Source organism: Flavihumibacter cheonanensis, from assembly GCF_022352215.1.
GTDB lineage: Bacteria > Bacteroidota > Bacteroidia > Chitinophagales > Chitinophagaceae > Flavihumibacter > Flavihumibacter cheonanensis.
The window spans coordinates 72,994-91,847 of record NZ_JAKRWF010000005.1 but is presented as its reverse complement, the minus strand read 5'-3'; the positions used below and the strand labels follow the sequence as shown (position 1 = coordinate 91,847).

The following is an 18,854-nucleotide window of genomic DNA, read 5'->3' as shown; positions in this document are numbered from 1 at the left end:
TACTTAATTCCGGGGCCAATCGAGTTCAATACCCTGCCCCACTATGAATTGTTGAAAATCTTTTAGTTTTTGTTCGCGTACCTGCTTTGGATTCAGATTACTCTGTTTTGCATAAGCGACTAAACAGCCTACTGCTTCTCCAATGCTCCATTCAACCGGATGTAATCGGAAACAGCCATTGGTAATATGGGTAGTTCCAATATTCTTATTGGCTGGCAACAAATTTTCCATTCGAACAGGAATCAGTGAACCCAAAGGAATCTGAAAAGGAAGTGATCCAAAATCAACATAATTCACCTTATTACTGGAAGGGTGCAGATCAATATGATAATAACCAACTCCAACACTGTCTTCAAAGGGGGCGGCCCATTTTACTGCAGGGTCTCCCGAAACCTGTGCCCGCTGTTCTTTTCCAACATGCTCTTCCTTCACTGTAAACAAGGCTTTGATTCTTCTTGCTTCCCGTACATAGGGATATTTTGCCAGGCCATCTTCGGTTCCCATAACGTCTTTGCGTAACCGAAGTCCTCGCCAGCCCTTTCCACCATCCGGCCTGGGCGCTTCCGTCTGAAGCCAATAAAGCAATGACAAACTCAGTTGCTTAGCTCTATAAATATGCCATTGTTGTTCTTTTTCACTCACTTCAAGGATATTACCAAGCATATAATCGTTCTGTGGCCAGTTTACGATCGTGATATCCCCTGAATAGGTTCCAGGAACAAAATTATTTTTATTGATAATCTTGCGATAGTTCCAAAGGTTAAGCATATCACCCATCAAGATTCCTTCCGGATGAAATCCCAGTTTTTTGGGCTTCAGGGTACGCGGATCGGAATAATGCAAATCCAGCAATTTACCAGCCCATTCGGGTTTCAGATCAGGAATATGCTCCTTCCAGAAATCATACTCTTTCGGTTTGGGAATTGTATGATCTTCACCAGGAACATAATCCATGGCAAAACACATGGTAAATGCCTGGTTATTGATAGGATCTGGAAGATCTGGTGCATGCAATTCACCGGTCTGTGCTTTTGATTCGGTTCCAGTCACATACTCGGTTCCAGTCATGGGAAGCAAATCACCTAACTCCGTTGCGTCCACGAAATAGGGTGCCTTCAATTCCTTACGTTGATCATTTTTACCTTTCACTACAAGTGAAACAACCCTATTCTGGTTCACTTCGGCTTCAACTGCCTTGTATTCCAGCAGTAAAGTCAATTTACCTGAGCTCAAATAGGGGGCGAGCATATCCATAAAAACGGCAACGGTTACACGAGGTTCGTGACAAATTCTGGAGACCGATCCATCACCGGGATTGAGATTTGGTTTTTGACGGGCTGCTTCGGTTAAGGGATAGTGTTGCCGATAATAGTCCCGAACCCGGTTACGATATTCCCGATACAGTTTGGGGGCGCCATGTGTTTCAATCCACATATGCTCATCCGGAGGAACACCCTGTTGTGATACTTGTCCGCCTATCCAATCCGTTTCCTCAGTCAGTATTACGCGCTGACCATTCCGAAGAGCTGCCAGGGCTGCAGCTAATCCGCCCATACCAGCGCCTGCAATTACTACATCAGCAGAAAGGGTTTCCAATCGCTGTTTCTTTTTACGATCAGCATTCTTTACAGTTGCTGCCGATTCTTCCGCCAGGCTGGTCAGCGGTGCCGCTACCAGGGCACCGCTGCTCAACGCCAGCCTTTCTAAAAAATTTCTTCTTTTCATGAAGCTTTATTTTTCAGTTATTCCCAACCCGGGTTTTGGCTCAAGCCGGAATTTATATCAATTTCTGCCTGTGGAACGGGCAGGAATTCCAGTCTTGGATACCAGAACCTTGTTTCACGGGTGTATCGCTTATCGAGTTGATCTGTATAATCAGGAATGCTATTCAGATCATGAATTGGCGACTTTTTAAAGTTAGGAATACCCGGCATATCGTTTGGATCTTTTGCAATTCCAACTACTTTACCCGGCATCACCAATTCTGCAATACCCCAGCGGCGGATATCAAACCAACGGAATCCTTCCACTGCCAGTTCTGCAGTCCGCTCGCGGCGAATCAATTCACGCATTTCATTGATATCTGCTTCCACTTCCGGACGAACATTTGGGAGTTTTGCTCTTGTTCTCAACCGGTTGATGGCAGTAATAACAGACTCATCTACCTCACCCAGTTCTATCTTTGCTTCCGCATAGGTGAGCAGAATTTCTGCATACCGCATCAGGCTGTAACTCACCCTTGACTGGAATGCATTTTCGTCAGTCATGGTGTACTTGGACCAAAGGTATCCAACACCACTTTTAGCCGGACCAAATGCGTTATTGAAATCTGCATTTGTTTTTACAGACCAGCTCCCGTCAGCATTTCGAAAAGAGGTTGTTGGATTATATATATCATACACAAAGTTCACGAGGTTCATGCTCACCGTATCACCAGGAATTGCTACGGTGTATTTCAGCCGGATATCCCGGTTTACACGTGGATTATTCGGATCATAAATGGCACTTTCATCAATCCGGTAACCATCCGAAGCTTCGAAAACATCTACCAGTCGTTGTGCAGGAAAACGACCCGACTGACCACCTGCTGCTCTTGAGCAGTTTCCAAGAGGCATATTTGTACGGGAAGTTGCCAATGCATCCGTATAAAGAATTTCCCACATGATTTCACCACCTGCGTTCGGTTTCTGGCCTGAACGGGTGAACAGATCACCATAATTAGGATTCAGCGATAAGCCGGCATTATCGATGACCTGTTTGGCAGCAGCAGCAGCCATTGAATAATCGCCATTGTACAATGCAGTACGGGCTTTGATTCCGAGAGCAACAGCTCTACTTACACGACCTCTTTCAGTTGGAGCCCAGTTCAGAGAACCGGCAATAGCATCAATTTCATCGTATACGAATTTTACCAAATCTGCTTTTGATGCACGAGACTGGTTGTAAAATTCTTCCGGTGTAAGTGGCTTTGTAATCAGTGGCGCTCCATTAAACAGGAAAGCCAGGTGATGATACGCATACGCCCTAAGCACGCGAGCTTCCGCTTCCAGTCTTTTATAGGTAGCATCGGGGGTATTTCCTTTTGCTCTTACCATTCCATCGAGAATGGTATTACATCGCTGGATGGTAATATAGATCTGACGCCACAAGCCGGATGAATGGGTATTATAGGTATCAAAAGTACCTTCGCCCAAATCATTGGCACGCAGAATGGCAATATCAGCCCAGGCATCACTGGCGGAAAGATAGGGTACCAAACCAAAATCCCAATAAGAACGATATGCCGCATTCAGGGATACATTGATTTCTTTCTCATTGTTCAGGAATGCTCCGGAGGCAGGAGAATCGATTGGCTGTTTGTCGAGAAACTTGGAACAACCACTGGTGGCTGCCAGCATCAGGCATAGACCACTGATATAGATCGTTTTTTTCATTGCTTAGAAGTTTAAGTTCAGTCCAACAGTAAAGGTTTTCATAATAGGGTAGAATTCCCCGGCAGTATTGGTTTGCTCTGCGTCAAAACCAGGATACCATTTATCCCAGGTGATCAGATTTTGTGCACCAACATAAATGCGCGCTGATTTGATTTTACCATAAGTCAGAATGGAAGAAGGCAGCGTATAACCCAACACGAGATTCTTCAGTCGGAGGTAGGAAGAGGAAAGCATCCAATAAGAAGAAGTCAAATAGTTGTTGGTAATGCTGTTTGGAGTCAGACGGGGATAACGTGCATCGGTATTGTCCGGACTCCAGAAATCTTTTTGGTGCTCAAACATAGTCCCCTGGAAGGAAGCTGAAAAGAAAGGCTGAGCGCCGGTACCGGACATATAGTTATCGCGCTTACCCACGCCCTGGAAGAATACCTGTAAATCAAATCCTTTGTATTGCCCACCAAGGTTCAGACTATATTCATACCGCGGAAATGAGTTACCCAGCACAACACGGTCAAATGCATTGATCACATTATCAGGCTTGCCTTCCGGACCGCTTACATCTGCATAGCGGATATCACCAGGTTTGGTATTTCCGAAATGGAAAGGTGCTGCATCAATTTCAGCCTGCGACTGGAATAGACCCTGGGCCTGGTATCCAAAATAAGAATTCAGGGGAATACCTTCTCTGGTTATGAATGATCCGCTGATGTATTCTTTGCCACCCAGGTTGATTACTTCATTCTTCACATCCGACAAGTTCAATTGTGCGTTGTAGGAGAATTCACCAATACGATCTCTCCAGCCGATACCCAATTCCCAACCCGTGTTGCGCATGCTGCCGATATTAATGAAGGGAGCACCCAGACCAACATAGGTTGGCACATTATCGCGCTGTAACATGTCAACGATATCGCGGCGGAAATAATCAGCCGTGATAGTCATTCGATTCCTGAGCAATCCTAGGTCTAAACCAATGTCCAGTATTTTGGAAGTCTCCCACTTGATAAAAGGGTTTGCTGCAGTTGTCAGTGCGTAACCGGCATTAACAGCATTATTGAAATAATAATCATACGCAGAACCTGCTGCATACAAAGCATAGGTAGGGTAATAATCGCTTAAGTTCTGATTACCAAGGGAACCATAGGAAATTCTAATCTTGGCGTTATTCACAACATCCTTGATGGGATCCCAGAATGCTTCTTCCGAAATTCTCCAGCCGGCGGATACAGATGGGAAAAGTTTCCACCAGTTTTCTTTTCTAAAACGGGAAGAGGCATCAAAACGTCCATTTACTTCCAGTAAATATTTCTGCTTATAACTGTAGTTCACACGTGCATATGCAGAAGCCATGGTGAATTCATTAAGCCCGCCCGAGAGAGTTTGTCCCAATGGATCAGCGGCATCCAGGTAGGGCAGGTTTTCTGAAAGCAGGTTCTGACGGGAAGCATACACACCACTTGTTTTAAATGCTTCCGTTGTGAAACCACCTAATACGGTGAATTCATGGTCTCCTATTTCGCGGTTATAACTTGCCTGTGCGCGGAAAAGGTTACGGGTTGTTTGAATATTGTTATCAAACAGCGCATTGAACGTAGGCCAGGAACGCGCATAATTCAACTGGTTATTGGCAGGATCCGCTTCATAAATATCGTATTGTCCCTGCAACTTACGGCTACGGGTAGCCGCTAAATTGGAGCTGTAGCTAACCAACATATCCATGCCTTTAAAAGGCTTGTAATTCAAGGTAGCTGTAGCGATGCGGCTATCGGTGGATGATTTGTCCCATCCACCATCTTTTGCCTGAGCGGCAGGGTTATTATTCGACCAGCCTTCTCCCCATTCACCGGTATCAAAGCGACCAGGAGCAATTGCAGGAAGTCCCAGCATATAGCGAATGATACCCGTTGGCGAATTATTTCCGGGCCATTTGCGGTCGGTGCGGTTTAAAACGAGATCAACCGAAGCTGAAAGCTTGCTGCTGAGTTGAATATCTGTATTAAAACGAAGATCAATACGCTGGAAATCAGTATTGGCAGTCAATCCATTTTGTCCGAGGTAACCTCCCGATCCGAACAATTTAATTTTATCATTACCGGCTGAAACGGTTACGTTGTGATTGTGCATAAGCCCGTTGTTCACCAGCACCAGATCTTTCCAATCTGTATCAAAGCGGGCAAAATTATCTGCTCCGAGTGTTTCATATTCCTGGATAAGGTCTGTGAAAGCGGCTGGCAAACCAGCATTAGCCTGTGCAACATCCCATAATTTCATATGATCAAGCGCACTAACTTTTTCAGGAAGATCTGTTGGCTTTTGTTGGGCGAGGTAACCACTGTAGGCTACATTCACTCCTTTAGAACCACGTTTGGTTGTGATCAGGATAACCCCATTCGCAGCTCTTGAACCATAGATGGCCGCAGCAGCCGCATCTTTTAAAACAGAAATACTTTCAATACTGTTAGGGTCAATGGCATTCAGGCTCATTTCAATATTATCCACCAGAATCAGGGGATCCTGACCGGCGTTGATAGAACCAATACCCCGGATTCGTATAGTACCACCATCTCCACCGGGCAAACCGGATTGCTGGGTAACTGTAACACCCGGAGCAGTTCCCTGTAAAGCAAGGGAGGTAGATGCAACAGGCCGACTATTCAGCGTTTTATTATCAATGACGGAAACGGCTCCCGTTAGATTTACTTTTTTCTGGGTACCGTAACCAATTACTACCACTTCACCTATCTGATCACCGGATGGGTCAAGAAAGATATCTGTATCCGAGCCGGATCTTGCAGACTGTTCCTGGCTTGCGTACCCGACATAAGAGAACACCAGGGTAGCAGTTCCCTGTGAATAGGTGAGTACATAAGAACCGTCTGCACCGGTAGTAGTACCGGTATTGGTTCCTTTCACCATTACACTTACATCCGGTAATGGCTTTCCCTGATTGTCCTTAACTTTTCCTCTGAACTGGAAACTCTGCCCCAATACGTCCAGTTGAAAAATGGTAAGCAACAATAAGAGCAATCCGCTCCATTGAGCTTTTTTTAAGTAACTCCTCATAATTGTTAATTTGGGATTGATGAATTAGTGGTTGTTTTACGATTTATGTTTATATCCGTTGATAGCATAAAAGAGAATGTAGGCGTAGCAGATCATTGGTAATAAAAATGCAATGCTCCAACTGAAGTGATCAATCGCCATACCCTGTAGGTAAGACACCACCGCTCCGCCTGCAATAGCAGAAGAGAGATAGCCTGATGCACGGGTGGTATGAGATCCCAGGCCGTTTACTGAGAGTGAAAAGATAGTGGCGAACATGATCGAGTTAAAGAGCCCCACACCGATCATGGCCCAGATAGCCAGTGTCCCGGAACTATTTATGGAAATAAGAATCAAAACGATGGATGAGAGTGCGCAAAATGCAAGCACTTGAGAAGGTTTCATCAGCTTCAGTACATAAGCGCCCAAAAGTCTTCCTACCAGCATACCTCCCCAGTAGAAAGAAACATATCCATTGGCTGCTTCCTCTTTTACCTGCAGAACATCTGCGATATAATTCGTGAGAAATGTTCCGATAGCCACTTCCGCCCCAACGTAAAAGAAGATAGCGGGAATGCCTAACCGAAGATTACGAAAAGAGAAGACAGAACCTTGTTGCTTTTTGTCGGAAGTAGCTGTTTCCACTTTTACTTCCGGTAATTTCAATAGGAATACAGCGACAGCAATTACGAGCAATACCAGTCCGATTCCAATATATGGAGTTCGTACTGCTTCACTTGAATTGGCCGCACTGCTAACTCCGGAGAGAATAAAATAGGCTCCAAACAAGGGAGCAATTGTAGTGCCGATGGAGCCAACTCCCTGGATCAGGGTAAGCCGGGAAGAAGCAGTGGAAGCAGGACCCAATACTGTTATATAAGGATTGGCAGCAACCTGTAACAATACAATTCCAATAGCAAGTACAAATAAGGCGGCCAGGAAAATGGAATACTCATGAAATACAGAGGCAGGGTAAAAAAGGAAAGCTCCTACTGCTGCAATAAAAAAACCTGCTACCATCCCTTTTTTGTATCCCAGCTTTTCTACGAGTTTGCCAGCGGGAATGGACATAATACCATAAGTCAGAAAAAAATAAAACTGCACCAGGGAGGAGCCAGCGTAACTCAGCGTGAATTCTTTTTTGAAAAATGGCACCAGGGTATCATTCAGACAGGTAATAAATCCCATCATGAAGTACAAAACCGCCAGGGAGATCAATGCAGGACGATAGGAAGGCTGCTGAAGGTTGCCATCCGTATTTACAATAACGGGAGATGTAGGGGAAAACGCCATTAAGGAATCAGTTCAAGTGGTTGTGAATAGGTTTCTTTTATCGCATCCAGTGTTTTCCAGCACTGGTATAAACTTCTTGGTACATGAAAACAACCTTTCCATTTTCCTCCTTTCAGTTGAAGTAATACTTCCCCTCTCCGGTTCAGGTAACCAAACCATTCTCCATGCTGTGGATCAGGAAAATGTTTCCAGGTATAGTCGTGTACTTTTTCAAACCAGTTCCAGCAGGCTTTATCTCCTGTCAATAAAAATCCTTTCAGCATACAAACCAGGGTTTCTGCATGCACCCACCAGAGTTTCTGATCCCATTCCAGTTGCTGGGTAGGATGACCTTTGCGATCCAGAAAATAAAAGATGCCTCCAAACTGTTTATCCCATCCGTATTCCAAAATGCTTAGAGCAGTGTCTTTAGCTTGTTGAATCAGTTGCTGGTCCTTTCTTCGTACACCAAGTTCCATCATGAACCACATAGCTTCCAGACCATGCCCTGGATTGATAAGCCGGCCATCGAAGTTGTCGATGCGCTCACCTGCTGGTCCTACATTTTCAAGAATAAGCCCAGTTTCCTTATCCAGGAATACATTCATTACTTCATCAATGGCTGTATCAATGGTAGATTCTACTAATTCAGGGGAAAGACTGTCTTCTATTTCCAATACCAGGTTGGACAGAATCATGGGCATGGAAAAACCTTTCATCGGGCACGTACCCGAAACAGCTTTTAAATAAGGTCCCTTGGGATTGTTTTTTCGTTGCAGAATTATTTCAAAAGACCGAACGGCTATCTTATTGTATTCTGAATTTCCGGTGGCTTTATAAAGTTGTCCGAATGCCATTGCAGCAAAACAATCGGAGAAAATATTATAGGGTTGTACCAATGGGTGGCCTTGCCGGTTTAAGGAAAAATACCAGTAATCTTTTTCATCCCGACCATGCTTCATCAGGAAGCGGGCACCTTTTTCAGCGATATCCAACCACTCGGCACGCTGTTCTACCTGGTTGTAAAGCATCGCAAAACACCAAACCTGCCGGCACTGTAACCAGATGAATTTATCGGTATCATAAACTTCCCCTTTAGTGTTCAGGCAGGTAAAATAACCACCGTATAGTTCATCCATGGAATGTCGGGTCCAGAATGGAATGACATCTTCAAAAAGATTCGAACGGTATTGTTGTATGTAATGATCAATATTCATGATGGATATTTAGGGTTGTGCCTTTCCAAACATCAGATTCAGCGTTGCAGGCATATGTTTTTTAATCCCCGTTTGCCGGGTTAGATCCCAGAAATTCTGATCCTTCGCTGTCATAACCTGGGTAGCTATGATCCAACTTTGGGTCCAACCGGCCAGGGTATTCCAGGCACCCCAACCCACATCGGCATTGGAAGCCCAATACTCCCACCGATTGTATTCAAAACCACGAAACCAGGCTCCATCCAGGTCTTTGAAGCGATCGGATTTTACCTGTATACGGGTCATAAAATCTGACAGTTTCCGAACAGCTTCCTTGTATTGTGCATTTCCGCTAGCGTGCGCAGCTTCATTCAAACTGAAATACGCGAAATTGCTGGTATAGAGCATATCGGCGATGGGATCCCCGTTTTCAAAGATCAGGGGCGCTTCATGTAAGCCATATTCCTTGTTGCTGCGGGTCTTTCCAAACTTCCCTTTTCCTGCCCCTAACTCTTCCCGGATGGCACCACTTGCATCCTGATTCTTCAATAATTCCTGTACAAGAATATCCAGCCAACGGCGATGTTCTTCCGTATTCTCCAGTCGCACCAACCAGGCCAGCGGTAACACCATTCTGGCTCTCTCCTGCTGAATCCCATTTGTCCAGATCCATTTATCCGGATAGGCTTCCATGGTCATGCGGATTGCCGTTTTTGTTTTATCCAGCAGCGGTTGGTAGCCGGTTTTTTCATAGAGCCAGAGATAAATCGCCCACATCCAGGATTCAAAATGGGGAGCCGGATTTACCACTTCCCGATTCCAGTAATATTGCCAGCCGTTTTGTTGAATCGCTTTGTCTTCAATTCGATCGGAACGGAATCCAAATTTTCCGGTTGTTCTGAAATTTGCAAGAATCGCTTCCAGCATTTGCTGGTCCCAGGCATCAGTTTGCATATAGGCGGATGCTCCTAAAATCCCCAGAATGGCACGGGCATTATCATCGCCGTAATAAACGTATGGATGGGTTTGAGCCCAGCCAATAAGTCCGTACGTTGGACTCTTTTTATCATTGCGTTCAAAAGCACGCAGATTGGAATTGTAAAAAATAAAATCGGTTAGATGGGAGGCTGTTTTAAAATATGCCGGCTCTTTTAAATAATTGCCGGCAGCTGCTAATGCAAAGGCTGCTTCCCCCTGTACATCTGCTCTCACCCAGTAGCGGTATTGCTGGCGACCGTCTGAATTAACGCGGGATGCATGCCCTTCCAGCATACCCATCATGCCATTGCCCAATGCGTTTTCCTGGGGCACAGGCGGACCAACAGGCATGGTTCCATTTCCCTGGTAACGTACCCAATTTTCTTTCCAATCAGGATGAATAAAAAAACGTGCATTCGAAAACCAGTCCACCCCTTTTCTGATACTTGTTGATACAGCATCAGCAGGCAATGTTTCTGATTTAGTGTACATCGGCTGGATATAAGAGGGCCAATAAGCAAAATCAGTGATGGTTTTTCCGGTAATGGATCTAATTATATAGGCCCAGACTGCTTTCCAGGCAGCATCCGGACCGTACCGGCCTTTTGCAAAATTGGTCAAACTGGTAGTTGCAACCAGCATACCGTTGTGCTGAAAAAGCAGCGGGATCTGGTCTACATCCTCAATACCATATTCCGCCCGGTTCAAACCAGCTACCTTTCCCAAAATGATTAAAGGATTAGAGGCCTTTGTGGGCAGAATATAACAGTCGTTGATGCCTAAAATACTAAGTGGTTTCAGAGTAGCACCAAACACCGTTGAGGTAATCACCCCCCTTTCCAATTGTGTATGCAGGGTATCGCCTGTGATGGTTAGTCCGGATAAGGCCTCCGGATATTCAATATAAACCTTGAGTTTCTTCTTCTTTGCTAATTGCTGTGCAAGATCACTCAGCTGAACTCTTTGAGCTGGATATTGATCCGATACAATAAAGACGGATCCTCCTTTAGAAGCAGCCTGAATCGCTGTTTCCGGATCTGGCTGATGCAATAGCTGAAAGCCCTGCTTTTGCAGCATGGTATAAAGATCATTGGTAACCGATCCACTGAATACAACAGTAGAACGCTGTGACCAACTGGTGAGAACTAAAAAAGTGGAGAGCAGGGCAAGCAATAACTTTCTCATCAGCAATTGATTTGAATCATCAAGTTAAACAAATAATTAAGTATTTGACAATTTATTTTTAATTTTTTTTAATAAGTAGTTTAATAAAATCAATTTTTTTGCATTAAAAAATCCTAACTTTCTAGTTTCGTAGCAGTTATATATGACGCCCCCACCCATACTTTTTGAGATTTTTTCAGACAGAAATAGTTCAGGAGTTGCTTTTAAAAACAAATCACTGAAGCGAGGCATCATTAATTTACTGGATGAAATGGGACCTCTTACCCTCGCAGAACTGGCGCGCGAATTCAATATCAGTACACCCAAGATCACCACGTTGATCAATGAAATGATGCAGGAGGAACTGATCAGGGATTATGGTAAGATTGAATCAACGGGAGGCCGTCCGGCCAGTATGTACGGACTGGTAGCAGAAGCCGGTTATTTTGTAGGGGTGGATGTAAAACAACACTCCATCAATTTTGGCTTACTGGATTTCAAAAAAAACCTGGTATTGATTAAAGAGAATGTCAGTTATCAACTCGAGAATACCACAGAGGCGCTGGATCTACTGATCAAATTGATTGAAACCTTTCTTTCAGAAGCATCCGTAGAACGCTCCAAAATTCTGGGTGTATGCATCAACCTGAGCGGACGTATCAATCACCGTAGCGGTTATAGTTACAGTTATTTTCATTTCCAGGAAAAACCACTGACAGAAATCATAGAAGAACATATTGGAATTCGCACTTTTCTTGAAAATGATTCACGCGCGATGGCTTATGGTGAATTCCGTTGTGGAAGCGTGAGTAATGAAAAGAATGTACTCTATGTTTACCTGGACTATGGTATCGGTTTGGGCATACTGATTGAAGGAGAAGTGTATTACGGCAAATCAGGTTTCAGTGGCGAATTCGGACATATCCCGTTTTTCCAAAACGAGCTTATTTGTCATTGTGGCAAAAAGGGTTGCCTGGAAACAGAAGCATCCGGACAGGCACTGGTACGCCGCTTTAAAGCAGCCCTGCAATCCGGCTCCACCTCGATTCTTACCAAACAATTTGAAAATATAGAGGACATCAAACTCCAGCATATCATTCAGGCTGCCAAACAGGAGGACAACCTAGCAATTGAAATGCTGGCGGAACTGGGAGAAAAAATCGGTAAAGGATTGGCCATCATTCTGAACATCTTCAATCCTGAACTGATGATACTTGGCGGAACCATGGCAAGTACAGGCGAATATCTTCGTCTTCCCATACAAAGTGCGCTGAATAAATACTCCCTCAGCCTGGTAAATAAAGACACTAAACTGATCGTTTCCAAACTGGGAGAAAAAGCAGGTGTATTGGGTGGCTGCCTCATTGCCAGAAAAAAAATAATGACCGAAAAATCAACGGAGGCCTGAGTTAAGCAACCTGTTTAATTGAGCCGGATAACTATCTCCTTTATTTGTTCCTGCTCCTGCCATAAATGCACCAAAGGTGATACTGTCGCCAAAACAGATTAGTTTCCTTTTATGCTTCAGCAATCTTTTTTCTTTTAAATAAGCATACAGCGATTCTGCCATTTTCGTATAACCCTCACGGGTAGGATGAACGCCATCGGGTTTACCAAGGTTTTCCTCATTAACAATCAATGATGCTTTGGTGCGATTGGGGGAACCTGCTTTAATGAACAAATCATAAAGATCAAAAAAATACAGGTCTGTATTTGATTCTGTTAATTGCCGGATGGCTTTATTTGCCTGTTGTATCTTCTCATTGGGATCTACTTCAAATGCTTTCCGTGGATGACGTTGAAAAATATAACCTGTATCTACTGGTGGAATACTAAGCAGTACCAGGACTGCACCCGTCGCCTGAATTCGTTGTACTAATACCCGATAATTTTGAATGAAGCTGTCAATAGGTATCAGCTTTTTGGAATTCATCATATCATTTGTACCTACCAGCAAAAGCACCAGGTCTGGTTGCTGTTTTACCATGGCTGTATCCACTCTGCGTAACAGGTCAATCGAATTGTTACCTGCGATGCCTTTATTCTGCACTTGATAAGAAGCACTACATGCTGTTAGCATCAATAAAAAGAGATACAGAAAAAAACGCATGCATCAATTATTATAAAAGAGATAATTTTCCCTGGTGATGATATCGATTGGCATAAAATGAACGCTCTTCACGGGCTGATTCAACACCAGCTTATCATAAAGTGCCATCATCCCAAGATAAGCCTGTTCCTGTGGTTTCTGGCAGATAAGAAAATCAATCACATTTTTTTTCAGGTAAACGATGGAGTCTTCCAGAAAATCATAACCGATCAGCAGCAGATCCGTGCGATCCAGTTCTTCCAGTACTTTCGCCACTGCTGCCACCCTTGAATTGGTAACAAATAGTACTCGTATCGAAGAATTTTTCAATTGCCTGCTGATATGATGGCGAATGGTTTCAGTATCGGTCTGGCCAATATGCATGGTGATCAATTCCTGTGTATATCCCTGTTCTTGCCAGTACGTACGAAATCCTTCTTCTTTCCGAAGCAGGTGGTGATCCATTTCCAGTTCACGGGTGATATGCAACATTAGAATGCTGTCAGAAGGACGAACCAGGTAACTGATCAGATGTGCACTCAGGTATCCACTCTGATAAAGATCAGGTCCAACATAGGCAAGTCCGGATTGTCCGGGCAAATCCGAGTTAATAAAAACAACCGGAATGGATTGCTCCCGGCACTGCTGCATAAACTGATTGGATTCTTCTACAAACATTGGAGCGAGCAGAATGCCATCCGGCTTTTGTTGCAACAGCGCTGCCGTTTGCTTAACAAAAGTTTTTCGGTTATTTTGATCAAAAAGATATTTTTCAACGCTGATTCCATACTGCCTCAACTCCTGCTCCGCCTGTAGCACACCATCTAATGGCGCCTTCCAATAACTGGTTTCTTCCGAGCTGGCCGGCATGATGATGGCAAACTTTAATTTTTTGCGGCTTGCCAGGGTGCGAGCCACAATATTCGGCTGATAATTCAGCTCTTTAATTATTTGCTGGATCTTTTCCTTTGTTTTGAGTGAAACACCCGGACGATCATGCAGGACCCGGTCAACCGTTGCAATGGAGACATTCGCGCGACGGGCAATTTCCTTAACTCCAACCAGTTCTTCCGATTCTTTTTTCATAAACGTCAGTTATGGGATGGCAATAATGCTGCACTATCCCTGTCTAAAAATAAGACAACCGCAGGATGCTTCCGCAAAAGGGTGGAAGGAAATACCGGGCTGATCGCCTCCTGCATCGTATGCTGTACCGCCTGCGCCTTGTTTTTACCTGGCACCATACAGAAAAGATAAGTTCCGCTATAGAGCGCCGGAAGGCTAACGGTAATGGCTAGTGCCGGCACCTCTTCCAGGGTTTCGAAACAGCCATCATTCACCTGTTGTTGCCTGCAGGCGGGGTCAAGATCTACCAGTTTCACCAGGCAGGGATCCTGAAAATCTGCAACATGCGGATCATTAAACGCAAGGTGGGTATTTTCTCCAATTCCAAGGCAAATGATATCCATGGGTGATTCAGCTAACAAGGCGGCATATCGATCTGCTTCCTGCTGCGGATCTTCAACCTCTCCGTTAATCCAATGAATTTCCCTGAAGGGTACCAAATCAAAAAGATAGCGATTCAGGAAGTTTCGAAAGGATGCAGCATGCGAAGCAGGTAACCCGATGTATTCATCCATATGAAAAGCAATAATCCCCTGCCAGTTGATGGGCTCTTTGATCAATGCCTTCAAAAATTCCAGTTGAGAGGGGGCAGCAGCAAACATCATCCGCAACACCGGTTTCTCCTGCTGCAGTTCCCGGATCTTTTGTGAAACCCGTTTTGCTGCTGTTAGGCCCATTTCTTCTCTTGAATCAAAAACTACAACTTCCATTTTCAATTTATAAAACTGGTTTTCCGTCTATAACTGTTTGCTGAATCCGGATGCTTTCATCAAATATTACGAGGTCTGCCATTTTTCCAATTTCAATACTGCCGAACTGATCAGCTATTCCCATTATACGTGCCGGTGTGGTACTCATCATATAAACCGCATCCGGGATACTGACATCTGCCAATTGCACCATGGTACGTACCAGGCGGTCAGCGGTTGCTATACTTCCTGCAAATGCAGACCGGTCGGATAGTTTGGCAACATCGTCTTCAATAAGCACTTCGAGCCCGGATGTTTTACTCCCCAGAATAGATTTCGATACAGCAGTTCCTGCCGCACGCATGGCATCTGTTACCAGGGCTATCTTTTCTTTTCCTTTTATTTTCACTACCAGTTTCAACAAGGCTTCCGGAAGATGCACACCATCCGCAATCAGCTCCACATCGATTTCATCCAGCAGCAAACTCGACTCAATTGCTCCGGCAATCCGAAATCCGTTTCGGCGGGTTAGTCCCGACATGGCAGAATACAAATGCGTTGCCAACCGATAGCCATGCTTCACTCCTGTTTTTACCTGCTCATAATCAGCGTTGGTATGAGCCAATGCGGGAAGAATTCCTTTCGAGCGACAAAAATCTGCGAATGCCAGCGCACCCGGCAATTCAGGTGCAGCACTCCATCTTCGGATATGGGTAGATTTTTCATGGATCGCCCGGTATTCAACCGGATCAGGATTCCGGATGTACCGCTCATCCTGTGCACCCCGCTGCTCCTTGGAAAAATAGGGTCCCTCCAGGTGAAGTCCCAGAAAACGCGCTCCATCATGTGTGTGAGTAAGCGCTTTTTCATAACAATCAATCGTTGCATACAGATCGGGCAATTCACTGGTTAGTGTTGTAGGGAACATCGAAGTGGTACCATGTTTTGCATGCAATCTGGCTATTGCCAGGAAGGCTTCAACTGTATTATCCATGAAATCAAACCCTCCCCCACCGTGCACATGAATATCAATAAAACCGGGAGCAAGCCAGTTGCCACGGGCATCCAGTACCGGACCATCGGGTAGCGTTACTTCAGATGATTGGATCTGGTGAATCTTTCCGTCTCTGACCACCAGGCAAGCATTCTCCAGCACTTCGGCTGGCGTAATAATACGGGCATTTATGATCGATAACTGAGCCATTTCATTGTTTTGCAAGTGCCAGAGATTGGGTGGTGACAAAATATTTACTTGTCATGAAGGACCATTCCCAATCGGGCATACGGCCAGCTTTCAGATAGGTAAGAAACTGTTCAGTCACTTTTGCAAAGTGTGCTTCATGTCCGGATCTGTAATGATCCGGCACCAATATCTTCCAGCCAGCTCCATCTTTTTTGAAGCGGATATCCGGATATATCCGTTTGATTTCGTTAACTGCAGTAATCAGTTTTTCTTCGCTCAGTGTTTTTCCACTCACAGGCTCTACATACAAACTGGCACCAAACCGATCTGTTGGCGCCTGCCGAATTACGAGTTGGCAACCGGTTCCGCGAATCATAGAATAGTGCCTGTCACCAGCACCTCTGGTTGATTCATAATTCCATTCCACTTTAATGCGCACATGAACTCCCTTTAAAGCATACACCATTTCCCCATTAGAGGGAATATGGATGGAATCACCTTTACGGTACGTATCAAGAAAATCCGGAAAGCGGGCTGCTCCGGTAGAGGCGTTGTATTGGAGCAGACTGATGGCTGTGGACCATAACCTGGCCCGTATCGGTTGTACGTCACTGTTATAGTTTAGTTTCTGCTCCGGAAAACAGGTCCATTGTACCTGGTCTACCAGGTGTGTGGTAACATCCACCAGCCCACTGCCTGCTTGTTTGGGGTCGTATTGCCATTCGGTTCGTTTCAGGGGTACACCTGCCACCAGCTTGTAGTAATGATGCAAACTTTCTTTTACAATGGCTGGATTATCCGGACTTCCTTTTTCCAGTTCACCAAAAAGCTCCTTTTGCTGCATCAATAAACGCTGCAGAATGTTCAGAATTTCATAACGTTCGGTCATGATATCATATACCAGTTGCCCTTTATTCTTTGCAGTTGTCATTGCCAGTTCTAACTTGGCAAATCCTTCCGGATCAATAGCCATGGGCTTATCGGCCAGCACTGCATATCCCCTGTTCACGGCTTTACTGATCCATGCGGTTTTGGAGCGATTGTTTCCCGCCAGCACCAGAATGCTTCCGGATGGTTGTTTCCAGGCTTGCTCCAGGTAATCCTTTTCTTTATACCAGACAGGGTTCCAGGAAGTTGGGTTTTGTTTGCGAGTGTTGAAATTTTTTATGTACTCCAGGTATTGAAATGTAGCCGCATTATCCGGCGCATACAGATAACAGGTAGTATCAATCTGCGGATTCGATTCCTTCATAACCAGGGCCGCATGAAAGTGGCCTGGTTCAAGCGTGAGTATACGATATTTTTCAACAGGATTATGGTTGGTTTGTGACATAAGAGGATATATGAATAGCAGGTTTACCAGGACTGTATGTAGAATTTGTCGCTTCATGCCTTTCTCCAGTTTCTGAATTGATGACCTTTAACCGCATAAAAAATGAGGTACAGGTAACAGGGAATCAATACCGCATAGGCGAGTCGTTGTCCCCATACATCCGCCGCCCATCCATATAACAAGGGCATTAGTGCATTCCCACATAGTCCCATAATCATCAGGGAGGCTCCGATTTTCGTGAACCTGCCCAATCCATCCAGTGCCAGTGGCCAGATACCCGCCCACACCAATGAGTTGGCCAGTCCAAGTAATACCACAAACCAGATGGAGAGATCAGCGGTATGTCCCAGCAGGGTTATATTCCCTTTCGCCAGCAGGATCAGTACAGCAAACAACAATCCCAACAGCGTACAGATTCGAAGTGCTGTTACCTGGCTGATTAATTTCGGAATGGCGATGATGCCAAGGATATAACCAATAATAGTTGCTGCAAGTGTATATCCCGGAAAGGTCTTGGCTTCCAGTAAATCAATCTGCATGGAACCGGCATAAGGAATAATGGTATCAATAGCAATTACCTGGGTTCCTACATGCACAAAAATGGCAATTGCACCCAACACCAGGTGCGGAAACTGCAGAACGGATGTTTTGGTGGAATTTTGCAAGGCCAGTTCACCGGTTTCTTCATCGGTATTGATTTCCGGTAAAGGAGAATACCGAATCGCAATTCCCAGCAAAAAAAGAACTGTTCCAACAACAGAATAGGGTATAATCACCCGGCGAATCAATTCATCAAGCGCAGCAGTTCTGCCTGCATCATCCATCAGTGGAATCTGTTTGAATAATTCAGCATCCGTTGGACGTAAAATAGCAGCAGCAAATAACAAAGGCGCCAGTATACCTGCGAATTTGTTGCAGATCCCCATGATACTGATCCGTTGAGCAGCACGTTCTTTGGGTCCCAATACCGTGATATACGGATTAGCAGCGGTTTGAAGAATCGCGAGTCCCGCTCCGAGAGAAAACAATCCTGCCAGGAATATGCCATAGGTTCTGCCATAAGCTGCAGGCACAAACAGAAAAGCGCCCATCGCCATGATCCAGAACCCGATCATCATGCCCTTTTTGAATCCCGCTTTTTTGAGAAGAAAAGAAGCCGGCACTGATAAAACGAAATAGGATATATAAAAGGCAAATGCAACCAGGTAACTCTGCAGGTGAGTGAGTTCACAGGCCAGTTTGAAATAGGGAATCAGGATGGCATTCACCCAACTCACCAGTCCGAATATGAAAAAGAGTCCAGCAATGATGCCAATAGAAACGACCGTTGATTGTTTCATGAACAGCGC

General features: G+C 44.8%; 13 protein-coding genes. 1 reads left to right on the top strand and 12 read right to left on the bottom strand.

Annotated elements, in window-relative coordinates:
- Nucleotides 1-3 precede the first annotated feature (3 nt).
- From MD536_RS19410 to MD536_RS19385, 6 genes are read right to left on the bottom strand one after another with little or no spacing between them, the layout of a single operon-like run.
- The gene (locus MD536_RS19410; protein WP_239603176.1) at nucleotides 4-1,725 is read right to left on the bottom strand and encodes an FAD-dependent oxidoreductase; all 1,722 of its coding nucleotides are present in this window, start codon (nucleotides 1,723-1,725) and stop codon (nucleotides 4-6) included.
- A 17-nt stretch (nucleotides 1,726-1,742) separates the two neighbouring features.
- Nucleotides 1,743-3,434, bottom strand: a complete 1,692-nt coding sequence (locus MD536_RS19405; protein ID WP_239603175.1) for a RagB/SusD family nutrient uptake outer membrane protein — start codon at nucleotides 3,432-3,434, stop codon at nucleotides 1,743-1,745.
- Nucleotides 3,435-3,437: 3 nt separating this feature from the next.
- The gene (locus MD536_RS19400) at nucleotides 3,438-6,497 is read right to left on the bottom strand and encodes a SusC/RagA family TonB-linked outer membrane protein (RefSeq protein WP_239603173.1); all 3,060 of its coding nucleotides are present in this window, start codon (nucleotides 6,495-6,497) and stop codon (nucleotides 3,438-3,440) included.
- A gap of 36 nt (nucleotides 6,498-6,533) precedes the next feature.
- Nucleotides 6,534-7,769 carry a sugar MFS transporter gene (locus MD536_RS19395; protein ID WP_239603171.1) on the bottom strand — a complete coding sequence of 412 codons (1,236 nt, stop codon included), beginning with the start codon at nucleotides 7,767-7,769 and terminating at the stop codon, nucleotides 6,534-6,536.
- The gene (locus MD536_RS19390) at nucleotides 7,769-8,965 is read right to left on the bottom strand and encodes a n-acyl-d-glucosamine 2-epimerase (RefSeq protein ID WP_239603169.1); all 1,197 of its coding nucleotides are present in this window, start codon (nucleotides 8,963-8,965) and stop codon (nucleotides 7,769-7,771) included. The genes MD536_RS19395 and MD536_RS19390 overlap by 1 nt, the downstream gene beginning before the upstream one ends.
- A 9-nt stretch (nucleotides 8,966-8,974) precedes the next feature.
- Complete coding sequence (locus MD536_RS19385) at nucleotides 8,975-11,107, bottom strand: hypothetical protein (RefSeq protein ID WP_239603168.1); 2,133 nt, start codon at nucleotides 11,105-11,107, stop codon at nucleotides 8,975-8,977.
- A gap of 142 nt (nucleotides 11,108-11,249) precedes the next feature.
- Between MD536_RS19385 and MD536_RS19380 the strand changes: the two genes are divergently transcribed.
- Nucleotides 11,250-12,494: an ROK family transcriptional regulator gene (locus MD536_RS19380; protein WP_239603166.1), complete on the top strand. Its 1,245-nt coding sequence runs from the start codon at nucleotides 11,250-11,252 to the stop codon at nucleotides 12,492-12,494.
- On the opposite strand, the gene MD536_RS19375 is transcribed toward MD536_RS19380, so the two are convergent.
- From MD536_RS19375 to MD536_RS19350, 6 genes are read right to left on the bottom strand one after another with little or no spacing between them, the layout of a single operon-like run.
- The gene (locus tag MD536_RS19375; protein WP_239603165.1) at nucleotides 12,480-13,196 is read right to left on the bottom strand and encodes an SGNH/GDSL hydrolase family protein; all 717 of its coding nucleotides are present in this window, start codon (nucleotides 13,194-13,196) and stop codon (nucleotides 12,480-12,482) included. The genes MD536_RS19380 and MD536_RS19375 overlap by 15 nt on opposite strands.
- Before the next feature lie 3 nt (nucleotides 13,197-13,199).
- Nucleotides 13,200-14,261, bottom strand: coding sequence for a LacI family DNA-binding transcriptional regulator (locus tag MD536_RS19370; RefSeq protein ID WP_239603163.1), 1,062 nt, complete (start codon nucleotides 14,259-14,261; stop codon nucleotides 13,200-13,202).
- 5 nt (nucleotides 14,262-14,266) lie between these two features.
- Nucleotides 14,267-15,010, bottom strand: coding sequence for a glucosamine-6-phosphate deaminase (locus MD536_RS19365; RefSeq protein ID WP_239603161.1), 744 nt, complete (start codon nucleotides 15,008-15,010; stop codon nucleotides 14,267-14,269).
- A 7-nt stretch (nucleotides 15,011-15,017) separates the two neighbouring features.
- Nucleotides 15,018-16,193, bottom strand: a complete 1,176-nt coding sequence (gene nagA / locus MD536_RS19360) for an N-acetylglucosamine-6-phosphate deacetylase (RefSeq protein WP_239603160.1) — start codon at nucleotides 16,191-16,193, stop codon at nucleotides 15,018-15,020.
- A 1-nt stretch (nucleotide 16,194) separates the two neighbouring features.
- The gene (locus MD536_RS19355; protein WP_239603157.1) at nucleotides 16,195-17,562 is read right to left on the bottom strand and encodes a putative oxidoreductase C-terminal domain-containing protein; all 1,368 of its coding nucleotides are present in this window, start codon (nucleotides 17,560-17,562) and stop codon (nucleotides 16,195-16,197) included.
- On the bottom strand, nucleotides 17,559-18,845 hold the full coding sequence (locus tag MD536_RS19350) for a sugar MFS transporter (RefSeq protein WP_239603156.1): 1,287 nt from the start codon (nucleotides 18,843-18,845) through the stop codon (nucleotides 17,559-17,561). The genes MD536_RS19355 and MD536_RS19350 overlap by 4 nt, the downstream gene beginning before the upstream one ends.
- Nucleotides 18,846-18,854 lie beyond the last annotated feature (9 nt).

Coding starts and splice junctions, on each gene's coding strand:
- MD536_RS19410 (WP_239603176.1), bottom strand. CDS start 1,725: ATGAAAAGAAGAAATTTTTTAGAAAGGCTGGCGTTGAGCAGCGGTGCC.
- MD536_RS19405 (WP_239603175.1), bottom strand. CDS start 3,434: ATGAAAAAAACGATCTATATCAGTGGTCTATGCCTGATGCTGGCAGCC.
- MD536_RS19400 (WP_239603173.1), bottom strand. CDS start 6,497: ATGAGGAGTTACTTAAAAAAAGCTCAATGGAGCGGATTGCTCTTATTG.
- MD536_RS19395 (WP_239603171.1), bottom strand. CDS start 7,769: ATGGCGTTTTCCCCTACATCTCCCGTTATTGTAAATACGGATGGCAAC.
- MD536_RS19390 (WP_239603169.1), bottom strand. CDS start 8,965: ATGAATATTGATCATTACATACAACAATACCGTTCGAATCTTTTTGAA.
- MD536_RS19385 (WP_239603168.1), bottom strand. CDS start 11,107: ATGAGAAAGTTATTGCTTGCCCTGCTCTCCACTTTTTTAGTTCTCACC.
- MD536_RS19380 (WP_239603166.1), top strand. CDS start 11,250: ATGACGCCCCCACCCATACTTTTTGAGATTTTTTCAGACAGAAATAGT.
- MD536_RS19375 (WP_239603165.1), bottom strand. CDS start 13,196: ATGCGTTTTTTTCTGTATCTCTTTTTATTGATGCTAACAGCATGTAGT.
- MD536_RS19370 (WP_239603163.1), bottom strand. CDS start 14,261: ATGAAAAAAGAATCGGAAGAACTGGTTGGAGTTAAGGAAATTGCCCGT.
- MD536_RS19365 (WP_239603161.1), bottom strand. CDS start 15,010: ATGGAAGTTGTAGTTTTTGATTCAAGAGAAGAAATGGGCCTAACAGCA.
- nagA (WP_239603160.1), bottom strand. CDS start 16,193: ATGGCTCAGTTATCGATCATAAATGCCCGTATTATTACGCCAGCCGAA.
- MD536_RS19355 (WP_239603157.1), bottom strand. CDS start 17,562: ATGAAGCGACAAATTCTACATACAGTCCTGGTAAACCTGCTATTCATA.
- MD536_RS19350 (WP_239603156.1), bottom strand. CDS start 18,845: ATGAAACAATCAACGGTCGTTTCTATTGGCATCATTGCTGGACTCTTT.